Here is a 23,197-nt window from a genome sequence, read left to right as displayed (position 1 = left end):
GGGGCTGCGCCGTGACTGATCAAACCATCCTGCGGGTCGCTTGGCTCTACTACATGGAGAACCTGACCCAGGCCGAGATCGGCGAGCGGCTGGGGCTGACGCGTGCGCGCGTCAACCGCATGTTGTCGGATGCCCGGCAGACCGGCATCGTCAACATCAGCCTCAACTCCGCCTTTGCGAGCTGCACGGAGCTGGAGCACCGGTTGCGTCGCGAGTGCGGCCTCGAGGACGCAGTCGTCATCCCGACCCCGGAGAACCCCGAGCAGGTCGGAAGCCTGATCGGGATGGCGGCGGGAGCGTATTTGTCGAAATTCCTTGAGCAGAAGCGCCCGCGTATCATCGGTATCGGCTGGGGCGCGACCTTGCGCGAGACCATCCGCTACGTCACGCCGGCGGACTATCCCGATCTCTCCATCGTGTCGATGATGGGCGGCCTGTCGCGCGGACTAGAGCTCAACACTTTCGAAATCGCGGGCGAGCTCGCGCACCGGCTGCACGCCCAGTGCAGCTATTTGGCCGCCCCGATTTTTGCCAGCAGCCGGCGCTCGCGTGACACCTTCCTGGCCCAGGAGGTCTATCAGGAGGTGCTGAACAGCGTCGAGCAGATCGATCTTGCGCTGTTGAGCATGGGAGATCTGACCCCGCGGTCGCTGCTGGTGCGGCACGGTCTGCCGCCGGACGTACGCATCGAGCATTTGCGGGCCGCAGGCGCCGTCGGCGACGTGCTCGCGCAATTTCTCGACAAGTCCGGCCGGCCGATCGATCACGGCATCAACAGCCGCGCCATCGCGCTGCCGCTCGAAAAGTTGGCGCGCGTGCCGACCTCGATGTTGATCGCCGGGGGCCTCAACAAGGCGCCGATCATCGCCGCGGTACTACGCGGCCGGATCGGTAAGGTCCTGGTGACGGACGAGAATGCCGCCATCGCCGCGCTGAAGCTGATCGACAAGCAAAAGTAGTTCCGTTTTCGCAACGAGTGTCAAATTCGTGCCCTGGCGCGATCGCGCCGTGCTGTCCCGGAGAGGTGCAAAAGCATTTGTCACGTCATGATTACATATGTAATATAACAACGACAATTGCTCAATGAGAGATGGCGTCGACATGCGCGCTGCGGTGCTCCAGGACATTCGCGATATCCGCGTCCTCGATATTCCCGAACCGAGGCCGGTGGCGGAGGACGATCTCATCGTCCGCGTCAAAGCGGTCGGTGTCTGCGGCAGCGATCTGCATTCCTACCTCGAGGGTGGAACGACGGGCCCGACGCGCGTCAAGCCGTTCGTCCTGGGCCATGAATTCTCGGGTGTCCTCACGCCGGACTCGGCGCGCAAGGCGGGACTGTCGGCCGATGCGCTGGTGGCGGTCGATCCTTCCATTCCATGCGGCCATTGTGAATGGTGTCACCGCGGCCATACCAATCTTTGCCCCAACGTGAAGTTTCTCGGCTACGCGCCACACAATGGCGCCATGGCCGAATTTGTCTGCGTGCCCAGATCCGCCGTGCATTTGGTGCCTGACAGCATCGACCCGGCCGGCGCAGCAATCCTGGAGACACTCGGCGTCGCGATCCATGCCATGGACCTGGCGCGTTCACGACTTCTTGAATCTGTGGCGGTGCTTGGTTGCGGGCCGGTGGGGTTGTTGTTGGTGCAACTCGCGCGGCTCGCCGGTGCCGGAAAGATCATTGCGATCGACCCGGTTGAGCAACGTACTGCGCTGGCGTGCGACCTCGGTGCGGATGTGGCGTGCCGTAGCTACGTCGGGGTCGGGGACGTCACCGAAGGCCGCGGCGTCGATCTGGTGATCGAGGCGACCGATTCCTCGCACGGTTTCGAGCATGCGGCGCGCTGTGCGCGTATCGGCGGCCGGCTCGTTCTCGTCGGCATTCCCGAGAACAACCAGTACATCCTGAGCGGTGCGGAGTCGCGCCGAAAGGGCTTGTCGATCAAGTTTTCGCGTCGCATGCCGGAGGTTTATCCGCGGGCCATCGCGCTTGCGCAGGGAGGGCAGGTCAAGCTCACGCCGTTGGCGACGCACCGCTTCTCGCTCGACCAGACGCCCGCCGCGTTCGAGCAACAGGTCGCGCGACGAGATGGAATCATCAAGGCGATCATTTGCCCATAAATTGAGCGCGATCTTGCCAAGAGTTTGGCAGAGCGGGTGCAGCAGGACTGGTCGTGATGGCGAAATCGTCGAAGCTGGTCGTCGCAAAGAAAGGCCGCGTCCTGATGGTAAGACGCAGGCGCGACGGGCTCTGGATGTTTCCAGGCGGCCGCCGGCGAGCTGGCGAGAGCGACAGGCGCTGCCTTCGTCGTGAGATCAAGGAGGAACTCCCCAAGCTGAAGCTTGGACCGCTGAAACTCTGGAAGGAAGTGAAGGCGAAGAACCGCCGGTCCGGTCGCCGCATGAGTGATGCGATTTTCCTGGCAAAGAAAGTGTCAGGGCGCTTGAAGGTCGGCGACAAGAAGGAGATCGATAGAGCAGTTTGGCGTAAGCCGCATGGCGCCGGATTGACTCCGACCTCGCGCTACATTCGCGATAGGTTGTTTCCAAGGCGAGGACGTCGTTAAATTGTTGGCGACCGTTCTGCGATGGTGCGTGCCCCGGTGAGCCCGAGCCGTTCCCCGATTTCCTCCCTGGTGAAGTTCTCCAAAAAAAGCATCACGGCGCGAAGCTAGGGCTCGCGTTCGACATGTGCTCGGATGGCATTGCTCGTCGTTTCGATCCACCCATGCTCACGAGCCTTCGCAACCATGTCGGCGTAAGCCGCGTCCCACGTCCTGTCGTCGGGGCGTCCGGGCAGTGTCGGGGCAAGATCGATGGGGACAAGCACGTTGCTGTCATCGACGAAGATGATTCCCCTCGTCGTGGCGGCTTGCGCGGCGGCTTGGCCTTTCAGCACCAGCTTGAATTTGCGGAAGTCGGACGGCTCGGTCAGCCGGACCTCGTTGGACGAGCATGCGATGATCATGGTTCTGCCCTTTCGCGCCGTCTCTATCACGAATGCAGCAGGGTGCGCAGCGCGCCCTGGAAATTGACAAGAGGGCCGCCGTCGCCGCCGCGCGTCGCCACGATCCGGCCGATGAAGATGCCATGAGTGCCGACCGCCTGGTGTTGGTAGAGCTCGCATTCGACCGCGCCGATCGCATCCCGCAGCACGGGAACGTCGAGCAGGCCCTGGTCCCAGGGCGCGGTCGCAAAACGCCGGGCGCCCTTGACGCCGTCGCGGCCGGCGAAGCGCAGCGCCAGATCCTGCTGGCCGCTGCCGAGCAGGCTGACAGCAAAGCTGCCATTGGCGAGGATCGCGTCATGGGTCTCGGAGCTCGCATTGATGCCGACCAGCAGGCAGGGCGGATCCATGCAGAGCGAAGTGACCGAGCTAACCGTCAGCCCTCGCCGGTCGGCATCCGTGCCGGTCGCCACGATGGCGACGCCGCCGGCCAGATTGCCCATGGCACGACGAAACTCCGCCGCATCGACCGAGTGGCGACCGGTTCCTTGCGGAAACTTCTGGTGAGCCATGGCCAACACCTCCGGACTTGCCGACGTCAAGCCGACACCGCTTCGCCGGCGACCTTCGCATCCTTGCGGCCGCTGCGCAGTTCCTTCCGGATCGCCGGGATGATCTTGCTGCCCCACAGCTCGATCTGCTTCAGCATGGTGCGCTGGTCGAAGTCGCCGAGTTGGGTCTGCACCGCGATATGCGACGGCTTGAGGATGCTGATTTCCTCCAGCATGCGGTCGATCACCTGATTGACGCTGCCGACCGGCAGGTTCTTGCGCATCGTCTCCAGGCTCATGTCGTTGGGCCCGGCCTGTTCCTTGATCAGATAGCCGTCGTCGCTCTGGGCGCGGCGGAATTTCAGGCTTTCGGAGAGCCGGCGCTGGAAGCGGGCATTGTCGAGATAGGAGGTGACCTCGCTGTCGTTGTCGCTGGCATAGGCGCAGCGCAGGAAGCCGAAGCGGGTGGCGTCGATCGACCGGCCTTCCTGGGCCGCAATGCCTTCGAGCCGCTCGCGCAGTGCCTTGATGGCATCGGTGCCATTGAGGAGAGCGGTCACGAACAGATTGTGGTTGTCGCGGATGGCGCGGCCGAGGGTCTCGGCATGGCCGGACGTTACCCAGATCGGCGGCATCGGGGTCTGCACGGTGCGCACGGCAATCGAGGTCGGCGGAATCTTCAGGTGCTGGCCGGCATAGGAAAAGATCCGCTCCTGCATGCCGGCATGCAGCACGTCGTAGAACTCGGCAAACAGCGAGTGCGAATCCTTGAGGTCGACACCGAAGCGGTCGAACTCGAATTGCTGATAGCCCGAGCCGATGCCGAGATCGAGGCGGCCGTTCGAAACGGTGTCGGCAAAGCCGATCTCGCCGAGCAGCCGCGCCGGATGATACAGCGGCAGCACGCAGACCGCGGTGCCGAGCCGGATGCGCTTGGTGAGGCCGGCGCAGTGCGCGACCATCATCAGCGGCGAGGGGCACAGGCTGTAATTGTTGAAGTGATGCTCGGCGTACCATGCGGTATCGAAGCCGGCCTCTTCAGCCGCCACGGTCTGTTCGACAGCGTTGTGGATGACCAGCTGCGAGCTTTGATGATAGCCGCGCTGCTGAGCCAAGATGAATACGCCGAATTCCATGGATGCATCCTCCGCCAATGACCAGTCGCTTTTGCGACCTGTTCTCATGAGGCTACCGGCTTGAGATTTTTCGAACAATTGGCGTAATCTGAGCATGTCTTTTGCAGAATCTGAAAAGATCGATGAATCGCCTCCAGGCCATGGAATTGTTCGTCGCCGCCGTCCGCGAGGGCAGCTTTTCCGCGGCCGGACGCCGCGCGGGGCTCTCGCCGGCATCCGTGTCGCGCTACATCGGCGAGCTCGAGGCGCAGCTTGGCGTGCAATTGCTCAACCGCAGCACGCGCCATCTCGGATTGACCGATGCCGGCAAGATCTTCTTCCAGCGCACCGAGCAGGTATTGCACGGGATTGAGGACGCGGAGGCCGCAGCGCTCGCGCTGCAGACCGCGCCGCGGGGGACGCTGCGCGTTCACTCTCGGACGCTGTTCGGCATCAAGGTGCTGTCACCATTGATCCCGCAGTTCCAGGGGCAATACCCGGAGCTGAAGGTGGAGCTGCGGCTGTCGGAACGGCGCGTCCAGCTTCGCGAGGAGGAGTTCGACATCGATTTCCAGATCGCCGCGCCCAAGGATCCAGGCCTGATGCAGCGCCGGCTGGTGCGGAGCGAACGCATCCTCGTGGCGTCACCCGACTACGTCGCGCGGAAGCCAAAGTTGCGCGGACCGGATGATCTCGTCGGCCACAATTGCCTGACCTACTGGATGGGGCCCGATGATGTGGTCTGGAAGTTCATGCGCAAGAGCAGGCTGCGCGAGATCGTCGTGCCGTCTTCGTTCAGCAGCAATAATGGCATCATCCTGTGCGACCTCGCGGTGCGCGGGCACGGCATTGCGCTGCTCGACGACTACACGGTCGCGGACGAAGTGAAGAGCGGGAAGCTGGTGCGTCTGTTACCGGGCTTTCGCGTGACCAACTCGACCTTCGACGAAGGCATTTATGCGACATTCCAGCAGAGCAGCTATCTGCCTGAAAAAATCAGGGTGTTCGTCGACTATATGGCCGAGAGCGTGCCTCGACTGATCAAGCGATCCGGCTAGCACCACGCGCCGCCTTCAGCGTGTGCCAAACCTGTGGGCAGGGAGTCCCGTCACACCGAGATTCTCGACGGCGAACAATCCGCCGGCGTCCGGGCTGTCATCGAAAAGATGCGTGCTGCGCGAGATCGAGGTCACATAAAGCACGTCGAGACCGGGGCCGCCGAAGGTCACGCTGGTCGGATGCCGGACGGGCATCTCGATCTTGCGCACCATCGTTCCGTCGGGTGCGAACCGTGCGATGGCGCCGATCCGCACCAGCACGGTCCAGAGATAGCCGTTCGCATCGACGGTCGCGCCGTCGCCGCCCGAGCCATGCGCGTCCATCTCGGCGAACACGCGCTTGTTCCTCAGCGGGCCGTCGCGGTGATAGTCGTAGGCCCAGATCACACGTCGTGCCGTGTCCGCGAGATAGAATATCCGGCCGTCCGGACTGAAGCAGGGGCCGTTGGTCACGGCGAGATCGGTTTCGAGCTGCTCGATCGCGCCCGCCGCATCGATGCGATACAGGCCGCCGAGCGGCTTTTCATCCTCCGCGCGCCCGCCGTGCATTGTACCCGCCAGGAAGCGCCCGAACGGGTCGGCCTTGCCGTCGTTCAGGCGGAGCATCGGATGATCGAGGCCGATCGAGGGGCCCTCGGTCAATTCCCGCGTGCTGAAATTGTAATGCGCAAAGCCGTGGCGCAGCGCCAGCACGGCGCGGTCGTCATGCGCGAGCGCGAGCGATCCGATCGGGGCGGGCACCGAGAATTCATCGATCGCGCCGGTTGCAGGCAACAGCCTGCGGATCAGTCCGGCGAGCGAATCGATCCAGTAAAGCGACCGGGTCCGGTCATCCCAGACCGGGCTCTCGCCAAGCCGGTCCCTGGTCTTGCCGATACGGGTGATGCGCGGGAGCGCGTTCATGGGAGCACCTCGTTGATCCCTTCTGCAGAGCGGACTTGACCGATCGGTCGGCGAAAAACTACGTTGGTTTTCACATGAAGATCAGTGTTCGGCCGATCCAGATGTCCGGCCAGATTTGCGGGTTCGATGGTTGAGTTGTCGACGACAAGGGACGGGGTTGCCAATCAAGCGGAGGCGTCCGATCGCGTCCTGCAGATCCTGAGCGAGGCCGGGCGTCTGTTCGCCACCAAGGGCTATGACGGCACCTCGATGCGCGACATCGCGATGGCCTGCGGCATCTCGAAGTCGCTGCTGTATCATCACTTCTCCAACAAGGATGAAATCTACGCGCGCGTCGCTGTCGGCTCCACGCTGGAATTGTATCTCTTCGTGCGGGACCGGATTCCCGACGGACCGCCGTCGCAGAAGATCCGGGCCTTCATGGTTGCGACCGCGGAATATTTCCGGCGCTATCGCTGGGCATGGATCGCATCGACGACCGCCTTCTGGAACGATCCCGATCGTCACCGGCAAAAGGAACGGATGACGCGCCGCGACCGGTTCGAGCACTTTCTGCGCGGATTGATCCAGGAAGCGATCGACGCCGGCGAGATACGCAAGCTCGATGTTGCCATGACGGGGCGGCTGATCCTGTCGTCGCTGAATTGGATGCATCGCTGGTACAATCCCAATAAATCGGCAACACCCGAGCAGATCGCCGACATCTTTTTTGACATGGTGTTCAACGGCCTTCGGACCGACGGTCCTGCGAAGCCGCCAACCATCGAGCCGCCGAAGCCGCCCCGGCGAAAGGCGCGCTAGAGGCGCCTGCCTTCAATCGAGCGCGATGTGCTGCGCCGTGATGACCGGTCCCCACAGGGCGGCATCCTTGCTGAGCTGGGAGTCGAGCAATTGAGGCGGCCCGAGATCGGCCTGCAGGCCGTCGATCGCGAGCTGCCTGGCGATCTCCGGCTTTTGCATCGCCGCGTTGGCGGCGGCGTTCAGCCGGTCGATCGCCTCGTGCGGTGTGCCAGCGGGCGCGTGCAGCGCAGTCCAGAACGATGCCGAAAGCTCGGGATAGCCTGACTCGGCAAAGGTCGGGATATCAGGCAGGTTTGGCATGCGCTGGTCGGAGGAAACGGCGAGCAAGCGGAGCTTGCCGGCCTTGACGTGCTCGATCACGGCAGCTGGCGTCGCAAAGTTGAGGTCGCACTCGCCCGACAGCAGTTCCATCACCGAGGCCGGATTGTTGCGATAGGCGACGTCGGTGACTGCAAAGCCCATCGATTTCCCCATCATGATCCCAAACAGGTGCGTCACGCTGCCCGGTCCCAGTGTGGCATAGAACATCGGCTTGTCGCGACCCTTGGCGTAACCGACAAAACTCTTCATATCGGTGACCGGCATCTTCGCGTTCACGGTCAGCGACAGCGGGCCATTGCAGAGCATGGCGACGGATGCGAAATCCGCAAGCTTGTACGGCAAGTTCTTGCGCAGCAGCACGTTGAGCGAGATCGGACCAGTGCCGCCGGCGAGGAGCACCGAACCATCCTTGGCCGCACGCGCCACATATTGCGATCCGACGATGCCGTTCGCTCCTGGCTTGTTGTCGACCAGCACGGGCTGATCGAGCGCCTCCGACATGCCCTTGGCGATCGCGCGCATCAGGCTGTCGATCGAGCCGCCGCTCGCATAGGGCACGATGATGAAGACGGTTTGCGACGATCGCGCGCTGACGATCGCAGGTGCAGCAAACGGCGCAACGATAGCGCCGGCCATGAGCGTTGCGGCCTGACGTCGGCTGATGGGTGCCACGGCGGTTCCTCCTGCATGATTTGATCGAAATCTACGTCCCGACCGATCGGTCAGTCAACAGGTCAAACGTCGCGGCTATTGCAAGATCGCACGCTCGGTGTTATCAGCGCATCTACTGACCGATCGGTCAGGCGGCTTGAAGCTGCCGTCCGAGGTCGCGGAAACAAGATCAAGCAAGCGCCAGGAGGAAGCCATGTCCGATGACATCGTGACGCTCGAAGTATCCGACCACATCGCAATCGTGACGCTGAACCGTCCTCCGGTGAACGCGCTCAACCGCGCGATGCGCGATCGCATCGTCGCGGTGTTCGATCAGATTTCGGAGCGCAGCGATGTTCGCGTGGCGATCCTCACCGGCAACGGCAAGGTGTTTTGCAGCGGCGCCGATCTCAAGGACCGTCCAGACCCGGCGAAGGTCGGCGCATTCCATGATCACAACCGCATCACCCGCGAGACCGGCAACTGCATTCGCGAGTGCTCCAAGCCGGTGATCGCAGCGATCAACGGCGTCGCGCTCGGCGCCGGCCTCGGTCTGATGGCATCGTGCGACATCTTCTACGCGTCCGAAGAGGCTGTATTCGGCATGCCCGAGATCAATGTCGGCCTCGCCGGCGGTGCGGCGATGCTCAACACTTTGTTCGGCCGTTCGCTGATGCGCCGGATGTTCTTCACCGGCGTCCGGATTTCCGCGGCCGAGCTGTATCGCCTTGGCATCATCGAGGCCTGTACCAGCAAGGAAGATCTCATTCCCGAAGCAATGAAGATCGCGCGTGAGATCGCAGCCAAGAGCCCGATTGCGATGGAGTACGCCAAGAATGCGGCCAACATGGTCGAGTTGATGCCGCCGCGCGATGCCTATCGCTTCGAGCAGAACATCACGATGGCGCTGTCGAAGACCGAGGATGCCAAGGAAGCGCGCATGGCATTCCTTGAGAAGCGCGCGCCGGTGTTCAAGGGGCGCTGACGATGCGGCCGGGAGAGGGTCTCGACGCGCTGATGGCGCCGCGCTCGATCGCGATCATCGGCGCATCGCAGGATGCGACCAAGATCGGCGGCCGACCGGTGGACCTGTTGCGCCGCTACGGCTACGCGGGCAAGATCTATCCGGTCAACCCAAAAGCCGCGATGGTGCAGGGGCTGCAGGCCTATGCGTCGGTAGGCGCGCTGCCCGAGGCGCCCGATCTCGCCGTCATCGCCGTCGATGCCGAGCGGGCGCCCGAAGCGATCGAGCAGTGCGCCGATCGCGGTGTCCGCAGCGTCGTCGTGTTCTCTTCCGGCTTTGCCGAGCTTGGCGAAGAGGGGCGCGCGATGCAGGATCGGCTTCGCACGGCTGCGCGCCGCACCGGCATGCGGCTGCTCGGCCCGAATTGCCTCGGCGCGGTCAGCATTCCCGAAAAGGCCATCGCGACATTCTCGATCGTGCTCGAGCACAGCATGCCGGCCGCCGGCTCGCTCGGCATCGTCTCGCAGAGCGGCAATCTCGGCAGCTACACCATGCGCATGGCGAGCGATCGCGGCGCCGGCATCAGCCGTTTCATGACCACCGGCAATGAGTGCGACATCGATATCGCCGACGGTATTGCCTGGCTGGCCCGCGATCCCGCGACCAAAGTCATTCTTTGCTGCTTCGAGGCCTGCCGTGATGCCGGCCGGCTCATCGCCGCACTGACCGAGGCGCGCGATGCCGGCAAGCCGGTCATTGCGCTGAAAGTCGGCACCTCGGAGGCCGGGCAGGCCGCGGCGGCTTCCCATACTGGTGCCATGGCGGGATCGGATGCGGTGTTTGATGCGCTGTTGGAGCGCTATGGCGCCGTACGGGTGCGGAGCATCGAGGAGCTGATTGATCTCGGTCATGCCGCCTCCATCCTGTTGCCGGATCGGTTGCCAAAGGGGCGACGTCTTGCGGTCGTGACGGCATCGGGCGGTTTTGGCGTGTTGCTTGCGGATGCCGCGCAGGCGGTCGGCCTATCGTTGCCGGAACTGAGCCAGGCGACCCAGCGCGCGATCCTCGATCTCGTGCCATTTGCGTCCGCGCGCAATCCGGTCGATGCCACCGCGCAGATGTCCAGCCGGCCCGATATGCTGCAGAAGATTCTGTCGGCGGTCGTGGCCGACGACCGCACCGATGCGATCGTGCTGCCGCTGCCGTTCTCGCTGCACATGCCGCGTCTGCGCTCGGTTTACATGGAGACGCTGCGTACCATCCGCGCGCAGTATCCCGATCGTCCCGTCATTCTGTGCGTTGAGGGCCCGCCGGATGCGCTCGCCGAACTGCATGCCATGGGTTATCCCACCATTGCGAGCTTTGACGGCTGTTGCGCCATCATCGCGGCGCTGGCGCGATTGCAGGCGCTGGCGACTGCGCCAAAGGCTGTGAGCCAGCCTGCCATTGCGAAGGCTGCACCGCTTGCGGCTGATGCGTTCCGCCATGAGCTCGGCGCCAAGCGCGCGCTGGCGGAGGCCGGCATCCCCGTGCTGGCCGAGGAACTGGTATCGGACGCCGCGGCCGCGGCGCGTGCAGCGCGCGAGATCGGTTTCCCGGTCGTCTTGAAAATCGCCTCGCCCGATCTACCGCACAAGACGGAGGTGGGCGGCGTTGTCGTGGGTCTTCGCTCCGAGGAAGAGGTGCGGCAGGCCCATGCCCGGATGCTGGCGCGTGTTGCGGAGAAGGCGCCACGCGCGGTGATCGACGGCACGATCGTTGCTCCCATGGCGCATGGCCTGTCCGAGTTGATCCTCGGCAGCCGGATCGATCCCGTGTTCGGGCCGGTCGTGATGGTCGGCCTGGGGGGCATCTTTGCCGAGATCGTGCAGGATACCGCCGTGCAGATGGCGCCGGTGAGCGAGACGCAAGCAATGGCGATGCTGAGGTCGCTGAAGGCGTTCGCTGTTCTCGACGGCGCACGCGGGCGGCGTCGCACCGACCTCGAGGCCGCAGCGCAAACGATCGCGGCGCTCTCGCGTTTTGCCGTCGCGCATGCCGATACCGTGTCGGAAATCGACATCAATCCGCTGCTGCTGAAGGCGGACGGCGAGGGCGCCGTCGCGCTCGATGCGCTGCTGATTCCACACGCGGGCAAGGCAACGCAACACCACTAAACACAACAAAAAGAACCGCGAAGTCGGCTCAATGATTGCTGGGAGGATTTTGTGATGAAGTTCAATACCCGTCTCCTCGAAATCGCCGTGATGCTGGGAGCTTTGCTGATGTTGGCGACGCCGCTGCGCGCCCAAGGCGTGTCCGGCGATGTGATCAAGATCGGCATCATGAACGACCAGAATGGTCCGTATGCCGACAATTGCGGCCCCGGTGCGGTGGCCGCGGCAAGGCTCGCGGTCAGCGACTTCGGCGGTGCGGTCAACGGCAAGAAGATCGAGCTCGTTGTCGCCGACGACCAGAACAAGCCGGACATCGGCGTTGCGGTGGCACTGCGCTGGCTCGACAATGAAGGCGTCGATGCCATCGTCGGCTGCTCGGCCTCGTCGATCGCGCTCGGCGTGCAGGACATCATGAAGGCGCGTAAGAAGCCCTACATGCTGGCGGGGACAGCGGGTTCGTTCTTCACCAACGACAAGTGCTCGCCGATGACCACGCAATGGATGGTCGACACCTATGCGCAGCCGAAGGCCACGGTGAAGGCGCTGCTGTCGCAGGGCGTCGACACCTGGTTCTTCCTGACCGTCGACTACGCCTTCGGCAAGGGATGGCAGGCCGACGCCACCAACTTCATCAAGGCCGGCGGCGGCAAGGTCGTGGGATCGGTGCTGCATCCGCTGAACTCGTCGGACTTTTCCTCGTTCCTGCTGACGGCGCAAGCGAGTGGCGCCAAGGCGATCGCGCTCGCCAATTCTGGTTCTGACTTCGGCAATGCCATCAAGCAGGCCCAGGAGTTCGGCCTGTCGCAGAAGCAGCTGCTGGTGCCGCTTGGACTTATGATCAGCCAGACCCACGGCATCGGTCTGCGCGACCTGCAGAACGTGCGTCTGACCACGCCGTTCTACTGGGACATGACGCCGGAGACGCGGGCCTTCGCCAAGCGTTTCACCGAGGCGTCCGGCGGGCAAATTCTGAACGAGGCCAAGTCCGCCACCTACAGCGCCATCACGCATTACCTGAAGGCCGTCGCGGCGACCGGAACGGATGATGGCGAAGCGGTGATGAAGCAGATGAAGAACACGCCGATCAACGACTTCGAAATGAAGGATATCAGCATTCGCGCCGACGGGCAGGTGATGCGTCCGCTCTATGTGGCCCGCATCAAGACGCCGCCCGAGTCCAAATACGCCTTCGACTATTACGAGATCACGGGGACGATTGCCCCCGAGGACGCATGGCGTCCGGCCTCGGAGAGCGCGTGCGATCTGCTCAAGTCGCAGTGATCGGAAAGAAAGGGCGTCCGGCCAGATGCATGGCTGGCGCCCGACGGTACAGCCAAAGCGAGAGATCCACGATGACAGTCATTGAAACAGAGCCGCCGGTAACCGCCACGGCCGGAGAATTATCCGGCGAGGCCTATCGCGTGGCGATGCGTCGCTGGCTGCGCGCCAATCTTTCGGCGAGCTTTCGCAGTGACAGCGCGGCGTTCTCGGCGCCCGGCCTGCAAGAGCAGATCGCCTGGGAAGCGGCGATGTATCGCGCCGGCCTGGCCGGCATCACTTGGCCAAAAGCGTATGGCGGGCACGGCCGCACCTTGCGCGAGCACCTGATCGCCAACCAGGAAATCGGCGCGCTCGCGATGCCGGAGAGCGTCAATTCGATCGGCAAGGAGCTTGCCGGTCCGATCATCCTCGCGGTCGGCACCGAGGAGCAGAAGCACCGCTTCCTGCCAGCAATCCTGGAGATGCGCGACATCTGGTGCCAGGGCTTTTCCGAGCCGGAAGCAGGTTCCGATCTGGCGGGCCTGCGGACGCGCGCCATGCGCGATGGTAATATCTGGCGGATCAGCGGGCAGAAGATCTGGACCAGCGGCGCCTATCGCGCCCAGCGCTGCCTGGTGCTGGCGCGGACCGGCCCGCTGGAAGACCGGCATCGCGGCCTCGCCATGTTCGCGGTACGGCTCGATGCCAAGGGCGTGCGCGTGCGGCCGATCAGATCGATCGACGGACGCGAGAGCTTTTGCGAGGTCTTCTTCGACGACGTGGAGGTCTTGCAATCCGATGCGCTCGGCGCGCCCGATGAAGGCTGGAACGCGGCGATCCGCGTGCTCGAGATCGAGCGCGCAACCAACCGCATGTACCGGGCCTGGCGCTTCGAGAACGAGCTGCGTCATCTGATTGCGGCCTGCAAGAGTGATCCGGCGCTGGCGCAGCTGGTTGCAAACCGATGTTACGAGGCCAAGATCGGCGAGGTCGTCGTGGATATCGAGGTGCTGAAGGCGCATGTCGAGACTGCGGTAGAGGCACTCGTCAAGGGTGACAGGATCGGCGCACGCGGCAGTTTGGCAAAACTGCACTGGAGCGAGGCGCACCAGCGTTTTGCCGCGCTCGCGCTCGAGCTGTTGGCGCAGGCCTCGTTGCCGCAGCTTCCGGCCGTGCAAGTCGCGCGCCGCCGTTTCGAGGCGATCTATCTGCAGGCTCGCGCCGAGACCATCTACGCCGGCACCACGGAAATTCAGCTCGGCATCATTGCCGACAGGATCCTGCAGCTCTCGAAAGGCAAGTGATGACGACATTGACCGGCGATGGATTGCAGCCGAGCGAGTTCGCGGTCACCGCGGCGCGAGCCGTGGCGGATTGCGCGGCGTTGGGGCCGCGCGAGCAGGCGAAACACCTCGCCGACGACGGATTGCTCGGGGTGCTTGCCTCGCAGGACGTCGGCGGGCTCGACCTGCCGCTGGCCTTTGCGGTTCCGGTAGTGACCGCCGCCGGCTCGGGCCTGCTCGGCTTTCCGCTGATGGAAGCACTGCTGCTGTCGCGTGCCCTGCAGGACGCGCTGCCGCGCGTGGCGGAGGCGATCGTGTCCGGCGGCATGCTGGCGACGATCGCGTGGCAAGGCTGCGTGAGCGCCGAGCGCGAAGGTGAATCGGTCGTGCTCAATGGCTGGGTTGCGCGCGCGGCCTGCGCCCGCGACGCCGACTGCATCCTGGTACGGATTGGCACGGCCGCGGCGGCGCTGGTTCCGACTGGCAGCGAAGGAGTCGTTGTCGAGGACGCGGCTGGGCTGGATTTGACCGTGCCCGAACACTCCGTTCGCTTGCAGGGCGTCACCATACCGGCCGCAAGTGTATTGCCTGACAGCATGTGGGCTCTCTTGAGCTCGGACGCCAACGTGCTACGTGCCGCCGCCATTCTCGGCTCGGCCGAGACGTGCCTCGCACTCGCACAAGAGCACGTCTCGACGCGCCGGCAGTTCGGCCGAGCGCTGTCCTACAATCAGGCGCTGCGGCATTCGCTGGCGCGGCAGAAGCTGGCGCTCGAAGGCATCAGGCATGCGATCACCCGTAGCGTCGAAGACGAGTCCGGTCCGCTCGAACGCGACGCCGTGTTTCTCGCTGCAGCCGCCTATGGCTGTGCAATCAGCGAAGGTGCGCTGCAGGTTCACGGCGGTATGGGATTCACGTGGGATGTGCCGGTGCACCGGCATCTGCGTCGCGTCCGCGCCTTGCAGGCGCAAGGCGATGCCAGCGGAAGCCTGGCCGCGCTCGGCCGCCGTACCATCGCCGCAATTGCTCCGGCGGCGTCCGATCTCGCCGTGTCGGGATAAGAAAGGAAGACCGCAATGACTGATGCCAAGGACAAGCCCCTCGCTGGCCGTGCTGCGCTGATCAGCGGGGCCGGAAACGGAATCGGACGCGCGACCGCTCTTCTGCTGGCCTCTCGCGGCGCGATCGTCGGCGTCAACGATCTCAAGCCCGAGTTCGTCGCCGGGACCGTCGGTGCGATCAAGGCGGCCGGCGGAGAGGCCGTCGCGATCACGCAGGATGTCGCCAGCCGCGACGGAATGCGCACGGCGGTGCTCGGCTTTGCCGAAGGGCAGGGCCGACTTGATATCCTCGTCAACAATGCGGCTTGGGTCCGCTATCAGTCGGTGGCCGACATCGCGCCCGAGACCGTCGACCGCATGCTCAATATCGGCTTCAAGGCGATCATCTGGGGCATTCAGGCCGCGGCCGAAGTGATGGATGCCGAACGCGGCGGCGCCATCGTCAATGTCGCGTCGGTGGCCGGATTGATCTCGGCCAAGAACAGCATCGTGTATAGCGGCATCAAGGCCGGCGTGATGGGCATTACGCGCGCCGCGGCAGCCGAGCTCGGCGAACGCAAGATCCGGGTGAACGCGGTGGCACCGTCTGCCATTCCGACTGAAGGGACGATGCGTAACCGCAACGCCGAACTCGACGCGCGCCGGATCGCGCGCACGCCGCTCGGACGGCTCGGCACAGTGGACGATATTGCCAAGGCAATCGCTTTCCTCGTCGGCGACGACAGCGGCTTCATATCGGCGCAGGTGCTGACGGTCGACGGCGGGATTGTCTTCACCAACATCGCCTAAGGGCCACCGAGGCCGCTGCAGGATACGCCATATGATTCTCACCGCAGAAGAGCAGGCGCTGAAGCAGCAATTCATTCGCGCCCGCGGTTACTGGCGGCCGTGGACGGAGGGGCTGCTGCGGCTCGATCCGGCGTTTCTTGCGAGCTATGCCCGCTATGGCGGCTATCCCGCGGAAACCGGTCCACTGTCGCGGAAGATGTGCGAATTGATCTATGTGGCGCTGGATGGATCGGCGGCGCATCTGTTTCGCTCAGGGCTCGCGCTGCACATGCAGCTGGCCCTCGAGCAGGGCGCGACCACGCAGGAGATCGTCGACGTGCTGCGGCTGGCCACGGCGCAAGGGCTCGACGGCTGTAATCTCGGCATCGGCATTCTCGCCGAAGAACTGGCGCTGGCGGGGCTGGATTCGGACCAGGCGCGGCTGTCGCACGAGCAGATGGCGCTTCGCGACGCCTATGTCGCGCAATTCGCCGATTGGCCGGACTTCTGCGATCTCTGGCTGCGCGCCGATCCCGGCTATTTCGCGGTGATGCTCGACCTGCTGACGGCGGGCGACAAGTCCAGCGGTCTCGATCAGCGCTCGCGCAGCCTGATCTCGCTGGCCTTGAACGGATGTTTTACAGCGCTCAATCCACACGGCCTTCGCCTGCAGATCAGGCGCGCGTTGCGGCTTGGGATCGACAAGCGCGAAATCCTCCAGGTGCTGCAGATGACGGCACATCTGGGCGTGCATGCTTGCGCGATCGGGGTGCCGATCCTGATGGAAGCGATCGGTCCGGCGGCAGGCAAGTCGTCTTCCGTAGACGTAGCGGGATAGCAGGAAGGTTAACGACGATGGCGAGGCCAACCATCAGAGATCAGCGCGCCTTCGCATCGGGCGCATTGTTCCTTTCGTTTGCGATCTTCTTCTTCGTGATGGCACTGAATTATCCGGCCGGCACCGCGGCGCGGATGGGGCCGGGGTATTTTCCGCGGCTGCTGGCGATCGTGCTTGCGGCCATCGGGCTCGCCGTGATGCTGGGCGCCGTGCTGAGGACGGCAGAGCGGCAGAGGTTGCGGGGTTGGGACGTAAAGGGCCTTGCCTGGGTCACGGGCTCGGTGGTTCTGTTTGCGCTTCTGCTGTTTCCGGTCGGTCTGGTCGGTGCGCTGTTGGTCCTGATCGTGGTGTCGAGCAGGGCTAGTCCCGAGTTTGCCTGGAAGGGCGCGTTGGCCAATGCAGCCGTCCTGATCGCGCTGTGTCTCCTCGTATTCGTCTATGGCCTCGGGCTGCAGCTGCCGGTGTGGCCGGCGCTGCTCAATTGACGGGCCGTGACGATGGACCTGTTTCATAACCTGGCGATCGGATTCTCCACCGCGGCCCAGCCGGCCAATCTGCTCTACGCCTTCTTCGGCTGCCTGTTGGGGACGCTGATCGGCGTCCTCCCGGGCCTGGGCCCGCTCGCCACCATCGCGATGCTGCTCCCGATCACCTACGCGCTGCAGCCGGATTCAGCACTGATCATGCTCGCCGGCATCTATTACGGCGCGCAATATGGCGGCTCGACCACCGCCATCGTGGTCAATCTGCCCGGCGAATCCTCCTCCGTCGTCACCACGATCGACGGCCATCAGATGGCCAAGCAGGGCCGGGCGGGTGTCGCGCTCTCGACAGCCGCGATCGGCTCGTTCTTCGCCGGCTGCGTGGCGACGCTGGCGCTGGCGGCGCTGGCCGGGCCGCTGACGGCGGCAGCGTTGCTGTTCGGGCCGAAAGAGTTTTTCGCGCTGATGCTCCTCGGCCTCATCCTCGCCTCGGTGCTATCCAGTGGGCCTTTCATTGAAGGCATCGGCATGGTCGTACTCGGCATGTTGTTGAGCCTCGTCGGCACCGATCTCAGCACGGGCACGCAGCGCTTCGCGTTCGGCATCCCGCAGCTGTTCGATGGCCTCGATTTCGTGCCGTTGGCGATGGGCATCTTTGGCTTTGCCGAGATCGTGAAGAATCTCGAGCAAGACGGCAAGCTGTCGCTGGTGACACAAAAGATCGCCAATCTGTTTCCGACGCGTGAGGATTTCCGCCGCATGATCCCGGCGATGCTGCGCGGCACCACGCTCGGCACGCTGCTCGGCGTGCTGCCGGGCGGCGGTGCGGTGCTGTCGTCGTTTGCCTCCTACACCCTGGAGAAGAAGCTGTCGAAGCACCCCGAACAGTTCGGCAGGGGTGCGATCGAAGGCGTTGCCGGCCCGGAATCGGCCAACAACGCAGGCGCCCAGACCTCTTTCATTCCGCTGCTGACACTTGGCGTGCCCTCCAATGTGGTTATGGCGCTGATGGTCGGTGCGATGAACATCCACAACATCCAGCCCGGTCCGGATGTCATGACCAAGAACCCGACCCTATTCTGGGGCCTGATCGCCTCGATGTGGGTCGGCAATCTCATGCTGCTCGTCCTCAATCTGCCGCTCGTCGGATTGTGGGTGAAACTTCTCACCATCCCCTATCGCTATCTGTTCCCGGCGATCATGGTGTTTTGCTCGATCGGCGTCTATTCGATCAACAGCGGGACCTTCGAGGTGTATGAAGCGGCGGTGTTCTGCGTCTTCGGCTATGTCCTGATCAAGCTGCAACTGCCGGCCGCGCCGCTGCTGCTCGGCCTGGTGCTTGGGCCAGCGATCGAAGAGAACTTCCGCCGCGCCATGGTGCTGTCGCGCGGCGATGTCAGCGTGTTCGTGACCTCGCCATTGTCGGCGACTCTGCTGGCTGCAGCCGCGATCGCGATCATCATGATCATGTTGCCGACGATCCGGTCGCGGCGGGAGGAGGCGCTGCAGGAGTAGGTGCCGCCCGCCTGGCGTCAAACGTCTGTGTCGCTGTCGCCGGCTTTGACCGATCTGGCGGCCTGCCGCAGAATATTCAGGTAGCGACTGGCGTTTTGCTTGATCCGCTCAGCGACGCCGCCAAGCCCGAGAGCGACGGGTTGATTCTGAATTGTGATTGGGAGCAGGACGCAGATCGTCGCCCCGCCCAGCATCGGGACGTTCTCCGCCGAGCAATGTCCCTTGCCCCGGATCTCCCGAATCCGCCGGATCATGTCCTGAGGCTTGACCCTGTCTGCTGCGTTCGGCGTCGCGATGTTGGCGCGGCGCACGATCGTGTCGAGCTTCTCGTCCGACATCGTCGACATCAACAGCCAGCCGAGCGCGGATTGCGTCAGCGGCCGCAGCGTTCCCTCGTCGACGTGGAATCGCAGCGGGTGGGTCGACTGGATGATCTTGACGTATTGAAGATACACGTCGTTGGTCGTGCCGATTGAAACGGCTTCGCCCGTTGCGGCGTGCACGTCGCGCATGGCCTCCAGCACGCGGCTGTTGCCGAACAGGGATTTGGGAATCCAGTCGCCCAGCGATGTCACCTTCGGGGTTGGGAAATAGAGTTTCGTCCTGCGGTCGAAATTCAGGTAGCCGAGACCTACCAGGGTCTTGAGCAGGACTGTTGTGCTGGATGCCGGATAGCCCAGCGCCTCGCCGATTTCGGACATCGCACGCGGCTGCCGCTCCCGCATGAAGAATTCGAGAATTTCGATGGCGCGCAGCGCGGATTTCACGGTCGATCCGGCCGCGGAAATCGAAGCGGAGGTCGTCAGCTGCGATGGCAATCGTCCCTCCCTCGGCCGCAGCAAATTCACGGATGTGAAATTCAGCTTCACATATGAACATTTGTTGGTGGCCTCCCACTGCACATGAGATGGTCGCTGCCGTCAAGGGAGGGCCGGTCCGCCGACGGCGGATTGAGCCGGAGCTTCGAGGCTCGGAAATGACCGTAACGCACGAGAAGATCGCGGAGCTGCTCGACAGGGAAGCGATCCGTGATTGCATCTTCCGCTATTGCCGCGGGGTTGATCGCGGCGATGAAGCCGCGCTCTGCAGCGCCTACTGGCCGGATGCCACCGACCAGCATGGACCGTATTCGGGGCCGGTCGAAGGCTTCTTTGAATGGGCCAAGGATATCTTCAAGACCGATGCGCGCAATGTTCATACCGTCGGCAATATCCTGATCGAATTCACCGCGCCCGAAGAAGCTGTCGTCGAAACCTACTTCCTCGCCTTGCAGCGCGGGCCTGCAACAGACGGCGGCGTTCGACAGTTTCTGATCGCCGGCCGGTACTGCGATGTCTTCACAAAGCGCGATAGCGAATGGCGAGTTGCGCGCCGTGTCGTCGCCTACGACTGGGTGGACGAGCAGGTCGCTGCGACCGAGTCCGAGGCGGTCCGCTTCGGTCCGCGGTTGCCGTTGGGCGCGCGATATCCCGACGATCCCATCTACGATCTGCTCCGCCGGAGCTAGTGGACACTGACTTGCACGAGCCAGCCTTTGAGGGAATGCCGATATGAGCCATGCAGATGTGAGGGGGCGGCGCCTGGACGTGGTCGTCGTTGGCGCGGGATTCGGCGGTCTCTACGCCGTCTATAAGTTCCGCGAGATGGGTCTGAACATCGCGGCCTACGAAGCGGGCGGCGATGTCGGGGGCGTGTGGTACTGGAACCGTTATCCCGGGGCGCGCGTCGACCTGCCGAGCATCGACTACAGCTATTCGTTCTCGCCCGAGATCGAGCAGGAATGGACCTGGTCGGAAGAATTCGCCTCGCAGCCGGAGCTCTTGGCCTACTTCAACTTCGTCGCCGATCGCCTCGACCTGCGCAAGCACTACCAGTTCAACACGCGCATCGTGAGCGCCGTCTGGGACGAGACGCGAAAACTCTGGTCGGTGACGACGGATCGCGGCGAGATGATCGAAGCGACTTATTGCGTGATGGCGACCGGCCCGCTCTCGGTGCCCCGGGATCCCGAGATCCCCGGCGTCGCGCGCTACGCGGGCGAGTTGCTGCGGGCCGGCCGATGGCCGCATCATCCCGTCAGCTATGAAGGCAAGCGCGTCGGCGTGATCGGCACCGGATCGACCGGCATTCAGATCGTGCAGGAGGTGGGCCGGCAGGCCCGCGAGCTCTACGTGTTCCAGCGCACGCCGAGCTTCACGATGCCGATGCGCAACCAGAAGCTCGATCCCGACTACGTGGCCGAGGTCAAGCGTAACTATACCGGCATTCGCGACGCGGCCCGCAACAGCCCGAATGGCGGCGTGCGCCCGTGGACGACGCGGGCCTTCTTCAGCGTGACGCCGTCGCGCCGCCGCGAATTGCTCGAAGACGCCTGGAAGGCCGGAGGGCTGGCCATGCTCGGCACTTTCACGGATCTTCTGAGCAACGAGGAAGCCAACGAGCACGTGGCGGAGTTCGTGCGCGGCAAGATCAACGGCGTCGTCGCGGATCCCGTCACCGCGGAGAGACTGAAGCCGCGCGGCTATCCGATCTTCGCCCGTCGTCCGTGCCTGGATACAGGCTACTACGAGACCTTCAACCAGCCGAATGTCCATCTGATCGATTGCGTCTCCGATCCGATCGTGGAGATCACGGCGCAAGGCGTGCGGACGCAATCGAGTGAAACCGCACTCGACATGCTGATCTTCGCGACCGGCTATGACGGGCTGACGGGAGCGTTGACTGCCTTCGACGTCGTCGGCCGCGACGGCCGGACAGTCAATGAGAAATGGAAGGCAGGGGCACGGTCGTATCTCGGTCTCATGATGGAAGGGTTTCCGAACCTCTTCATGACCACCGGACCCAACGGCCCCGCCGCGCTCGCCAACATCGTCAGGATCAGCGAGAACGACGTCGACTGGATCGCGCACACGATCACGCATATGGCGGACCAGGGTCTCGACACCATCGAACCGACCAGGCAGGCGGAAGACGAATGGATGGCGCTGGTATTCAAGCTTGCCCAGCGTTCGCTGCTGACCAAGGCGAAGACCTGGTACGTCGGCACCAATGTCAAGGACAAGGCGCAAGGGCTGTCGCTGTTCACGGGCGGCTTTCCAAAATACCGGGAGTATTGCGCCGCCGCGATCGAGGCCGGGTACCGCGACTTCGTGTTCGAACGCGGACGAACGACGGTCGCGGCCTGACAGCCGCAACCGAGGAGACCGCGTGCACGCTGCTCACCGCTCCTGTTCAGCAAACTCGTGCTTGCTGTCGTGGCCGCCGATGAAGACCAGGAGGCCGGCGATCAGCGGCAGGACGGCGAGCACGAGCAGGCCGGTCGAGGTCTGGCCGGTGGCTTCCTTGACCCAGCCGATCAGATAGGGCCCGCCGAAGCCGGCGAGATTGCCGATCGAGTTGATCAGGGCGATGGCACCGGCCGCCGCCGTGCCGGACAGCCGGGCGGTCGGCAGGGTCCAAAACACGCCGAAGCAGCAGAACACGCCGATCGCGGCGACCGTCAGCACCACCATCGTCAGGGTGGGATCGGTGAGATAGGAGGAGATGCCGAGCGCGACCGCGGTGAGCAGCAGCGGCGCGCCGACATGCATCACGCGCTCGCGGCTCGCATCCGAATGCCGCGCCCACAGGATCATGGCGACGGTGCCGAACAGATAGGGGATCGCGGTGACGAAGCCGGTCTGCGCGTTGGTGAGGCCGAACGCCTTGACGATCTGCGGCAGCCAGAACTGCATGCCATAGAGCGCGCCGACGAAGCCGAAATAGATCAGGCTGAGCGCGATCACCTTCGGCGACGACAGCGCCTGGCCGAGCGAGGGATGCTTCACCGCCTGCTTGATTGCGATCTCGGAATCGAGCTTGGCCTTGAGCCAGGCCTTCTGCTCGGCCGAGAGCCAATTCGCCTGCTCCGGTCTGTCGGTGAGATAGAACCAGGTGACGAGGCCGAGCAGCACCGAAGGGATGCCCTCGATGATGAACAGCCACTGCCAGCCCTTTAGCCCCATGATGCCGTCGAGCCCGAGCAAGAGGCCCGAGATCGGCGCGCCGATCACGGTCGAGACCGGCACGGCGATGGCGAAGGCCGCCAGGAAGCGGGCGCGGTATTCGGCCGGGTACCAATAGGTCAGATACAGGATGATGCCCGGGAAGAAGCCGGCCTCGGCGACGCCGAGCAGGAAGCGCAAAACGTAGAAGCTGGTGACACCGCTGACCAGCGCCATCAGCGCCGAGATGATGCCCCAGGTCACCATGATGCGGGCGATCCAGCGGCTGGCGCCGAATTTTTCCAGCGCGAGGTTGCTCGGCACCTCGAAGATGAAGTAGCCGATGAAGAAGATGCCGGCGCCCCAGGAGAAGATCAGCGGCGTGAACTTCAGCTCCGCGTTCATGGTCAGCGCGGCGAAGCCGAGATTGACGCGGTCGAGATAGGAGAAGAAGTAGGCCAGCACCAGGAACGGAATCAGGCGCCAGGAGATGGCGCGGATGGTCGAGGTCTCGATGGTGCTCTTGCTGGCGTTCCTGGC

24 protein-coding genes are annotated in these 23,197 nt (G+C 63.9%); 17 read left to right on the top strand and 7 right to left on the bottom strand.

The features are described 5' to 3' along the window. Window positions 1-11: 11 nt before the first annotated feature. From BLV07_RS16630 to BLV07_RS16620, 3 genes are all read left to right on the top strand, one after another. Entirely contained in the window at window positions 12-959 is a 948-nt protein-coding gene (locus BLV07_RS16630) for a sugar-binding transcriptional regulator (RefSeq protein ID WP_210187800.1), read from the top strand. 208 nt (window positions 960-1,167) lie between these two features. Further along, window positions 1,168-2,121 carry a zinc-dependent alcohol dehydrogenase gene (locus BLV07_RS16625; RefSeq protein ID WP_210187799.1) on the top strand — a complete coding sequence of 318 codons (954 nt, stop codon included), beginning with the start codon at window positions 1,168-1,170 and terminating at the stop codon, window positions 2,119-2,121. A gap of 56 nt (window positions 2,122-2,177) precedes the next feature. Then, window positions 2,178-2,567: an NUDIX hydrolase gene (locus tag BLV07_RS16620; RefSeq protein WP_091887460.1), complete on the top strand. Its 390-nt coding sequence runs from the start codon at window positions 2,178-2,180 to the stop codon at window positions 2,565-2,567. A 104-nt stretch (window positions 2,568-2,671) separates the two neighbouring features. On the opposite strand, the gene BLV07_RS16615 is transcribed toward BLV07_RS16620, so the two are convergent. From BLV07_RS16615 to BLV07_RS16605, 3 genes are read right to left on the bottom strand one after another with little or no spacing between them, the layout of a single operon-like run. Beyond that, on the bottom strand, window positions 2,672-2,968 hold the full coding sequence (locus BLV07_RS16615; RefSeq protein ID WP_091887458.1) for a hypothetical protein: 297 nt from the start codon (window positions 2,966-2,968) through the stop codon (window positions 2,672-2,674). Window positions 2,969-2,994: 26 nt separating this feature from the next. Then, window positions 2,995-3,519, bottom strand: coding sequence for a flavin reductase family protein (locus BLV07_RS16610; RefSeq protein WP_091887456.1), 525 nt, complete (start codon window positions 3,517-3,519; stop codon window positions 2,995-2,997). 26 nt (window positions 3,520-3,545) lie between these two features. Further along, complete coding sequence (locus BLV07_RS16605; RefSeq protein WP_091887454.1) at window positions 3,546-4,634, bottom strand: LLM class flavin-dependent oxidoreductase; 1,089 nt, start codon at window positions 4,632-4,634, stop codon at window positions 3,546-3,548. Window positions 4,635-4,756: 122 nt separating this feature from the next. Here BLV07_RS16605 and BLV07_RS16600 point away from each other — a divergent pair, with 122 nt between their 5' ends. Further along, on the top strand, window positions 4,757-5,671 hold the full coding sequence (locus BLV07_RS16600) for a LysR family transcriptional regulator (protein ID WP_091887452.1): 915 nt from the start codon (window positions 4,757-4,759) through the stop codon (window positions 5,669-5,671). Window positions 5,672-5,686: 15 nt separating this feature from the next. On the opposite strand, the gene BLV07_RS16595 is transcribed toward BLV07_RS16600, so the two are convergent. Next, window positions 5,687-6,574 (bottom strand): SMP-30/gluconolactonase/LRE family protein, encoded by an 888-nt coding sequence (locus BLV07_RS16595; protein ID WP_091887450.1) that lies wholly within the window; start codon window positions 6,572-6,574, stop codon window positions 5,687-5,689. Between the two features lie 126 nt (window positions 6,575-6,700). On the opposite strand from BLV07_RS16595, the gene BLV07_RS16590 reads away from it, so the two are divergent. After that, window positions 6,701-7,375: a TetR/AcrR family transcriptional regulator gene (locus BLV07_RS16590; protein ID WP_091887448.1), complete on the top strand. Its 675-nt coding sequence runs from the start codon at window positions 6,701-6,703 to the stop codon at window positions 7,373-7,375. 12 nt (window positions 7,376-7,387) lie between these two features. On the opposite strand, the gene BLV07_RS16585 is transcribed toward BLV07_RS16590, so the two are convergent. Then, a complete protein-coding gene (locus tag BLV07_RS16585; RefSeq protein ID WP_176945580.1) occupies window positions 7,388-8,368 on the bottom strand; it encodes a Bug family tripartite tricarboxylate transporter substrate binding protein in 981 nt (326 codons plus the stop codon). Window positions 8,369-8,561: 193 nt separating this feature from the next. Between BLV07_RS16585 and BLV07_RS16580 the strand changes: the two genes are divergently transcribed. The 9 genes from BLV07_RS16580 to BLV07_RS16540 all read left to right on the top strand — a co-directional run bounded on the left by BLV07_RS16580 (window position 8,562) and on the right by BLV07_RS16540 (window position 18,674). After that, window positions 8,562-9,332: an enoyl-CoA hydratase/isomerase family protein gene (locus BLV07_RS16580; RefSeq protein ID WP_091887778.1), complete on the top strand. Its 771-nt coding sequence runs from the start codon at window positions 8,562-8,564 to the stop codon at window positions 9,330-9,332. A 2-nt stretch (window positions 9,333-9,334) separates the two neighbouring features. Next, window positions 9,335-11,467, top strand: a complete 2,133-nt coding sequence (locus BLV07_RS16575) for an acetate--CoA ligase family protein (protein WP_091887443.1) — start codon at window positions 9,335-9,337, stop codon at window positions 11,465-11,467. Window positions 11,468-11,521: 54 nt separating this feature from the next. Beyond that, complete coding sequence (locus tag BLV07_RS16570; RefSeq protein ID WP_091887441.1) at window positions 11,522-12,748, top strand: ABC transporter substrate-binding protein; 1,227 nt, start codon at window positions 11,522-11,524, stop codon at window positions 12,746-12,748. A gap of 71 nt (window positions 12,749-12,819) precedes the next feature. Continuing rightward, the gene (locus BLV07_RS16565; RefSeq protein ID WP_091887439.1) at window positions 12,820-14,031 is read left to right on the top strand and encodes an acyl-CoA dehydrogenase family protein; all 1,212 of its coding nucleotides are present in this window, start codon (window positions 12,820-12,822) and stop codon (window positions 14,029-14,031) included. Further along, on the top strand, window positions 14,031-15,071 hold the full coding sequence (locus BLV07_RS16560; protein WP_091887437.1) for an acyl-CoA dehydrogenase family protein: 1,041 nt from the start codon (window positions 14,031-14,033) through the stop codon (window positions 15,069-15,071). The genes BLV07_RS16565 and BLV07_RS16560 overlap by 1 nt, the downstream gene beginning before the upstream one ends. A 15-nt stretch (window positions 15,072-15,086) precedes the next feature. After that, window positions 15,087-15,860 (top strand): SDR family NAD(P)-dependent oxidoreductase, encoded by a 774-nt coding sequence (locus tag BLV07_RS16555; RefSeq protein ID WP_091887435.1) that lies wholly within the window; start codon window positions 15,087-15,089, stop codon window positions 15,858-15,860. Between the two features lie 31 nt (window positions 15,861-15,891). Further along, a complete protein-coding gene (locus BLV07_RS16550) occupies window positions 15,892-16,677 on the top strand; it encodes a carboxymuconolactone decarboxylase family protein (protein ID WP_091887433.1) in 786 nt (261 codons plus the stop codon). Window positions 16,678-16,694: 17 nt separating this feature from the next. Beyond that, window positions 16,695-17,162 carry a tripartite tricarboxylate transporter TctB family protein gene (locus BLV07_RS16545; protein WP_091887431.1) on the top strand — a complete coding sequence of 156 codons (468 nt, stop codon included), beginning with the start codon at window positions 16,695-16,697 and terminating at the stop codon, window positions 17,160-17,162. Window positions 17,163-17,174: 12 nt separating this feature from the next. After that, window positions 17,175-18,674, top strand: a complete 1,500-nt coding sequence (locus BLV07_RS16540; protein WP_091887428.1) for a tripartite tricarboxylate transporter permease — start codon at window positions 17,175-17,177, stop codon at window positions 18,672-18,674. A gap of 17 nt (window positions 18,675-18,691) precedes the next feature. On the opposite strand, the gene BLV07_RS16535 is transcribed toward BLV07_RS16540, so the two are convergent. Further along, complete coding sequence (locus BLV07_RS16535) at window positions 18,692-19,399, bottom strand: IclR family transcriptional regulator (RefSeq protein WP_091887776.1); 708 nt, start codon at window positions 19,397-19,399, stop codon at window positions 18,692-18,694. Window positions 19,400-19,418: 19 nt separating this feature from the next. On the opposite strand from BLV07_RS16535, the gene BLV07_RS47575 reads away from it, so the two are divergent. The 3 genes from BLV07_RS47575 (at window position 19,419) to BLV07_RS16525 (ending at window position 21,859) form a co-directional block, all read left to right on the top strand. Continuing rightward, entirely contained in the window at window positions 19,419-19,580 is a 162-nt protein-coding gene (locus BLV07_RS47575; RefSeq protein ID WP_176945579.1) for a hypothetical protein, read from the top strand. Between the two features lie 70 nt (window positions 19,581-19,650). Beyond that, window positions 19,651-20,181 (top strand): nuclear transport factor 2 family protein, encoded by a 531-nt coding sequence (locus tag BLV07_RS16530; protein ID WP_091887774.1) that lies wholly within the window; start codon window positions 19,651-19,653, stop codon window positions 20,179-20,181. Window positions 20,182-20,224: 43 nt separating this feature from the next. Continuing rightward, window positions 20,225-21,859 carry a flavin-containing monooxygenase gene (locus tag BLV07_RS16525; RefSeq protein ID WP_091887426.1) on the top strand — a complete coding sequence of 545 codons (1,635 nt, stop codon included), beginning with the start codon at window positions 20,225-20,227 and terminating at the stop codon, window positions 21,857-21,859. A 33-nt stretch (window positions 21,860-21,892) separates the two neighbouring features. Here BLV07_RS16525 and BLV07_RS16520 read toward each other — a convergent pair. After that, the coding region (locus tag BLV07_RS16520; RefSeq protein WP_143035435.1) for an MFS transporter at window positions 21,893-23,197 on the bottom strand (1,305 nt) is incomplete at its 5' end.

Source organism: Bradyrhizobium sp. Rc2d, from assembly GCF_900099855.1.
Classification (GTDB): Bacteria; Pseudomonadota; Alphaproteobacteria; order Rhizobiales; family Xanthobacteraceae; genus Bradyrhizobium.
Note: the sequence above shows the minus strand (reverse complement) of the source record. Positions and strands in the feature narration are given on the sequence as shown.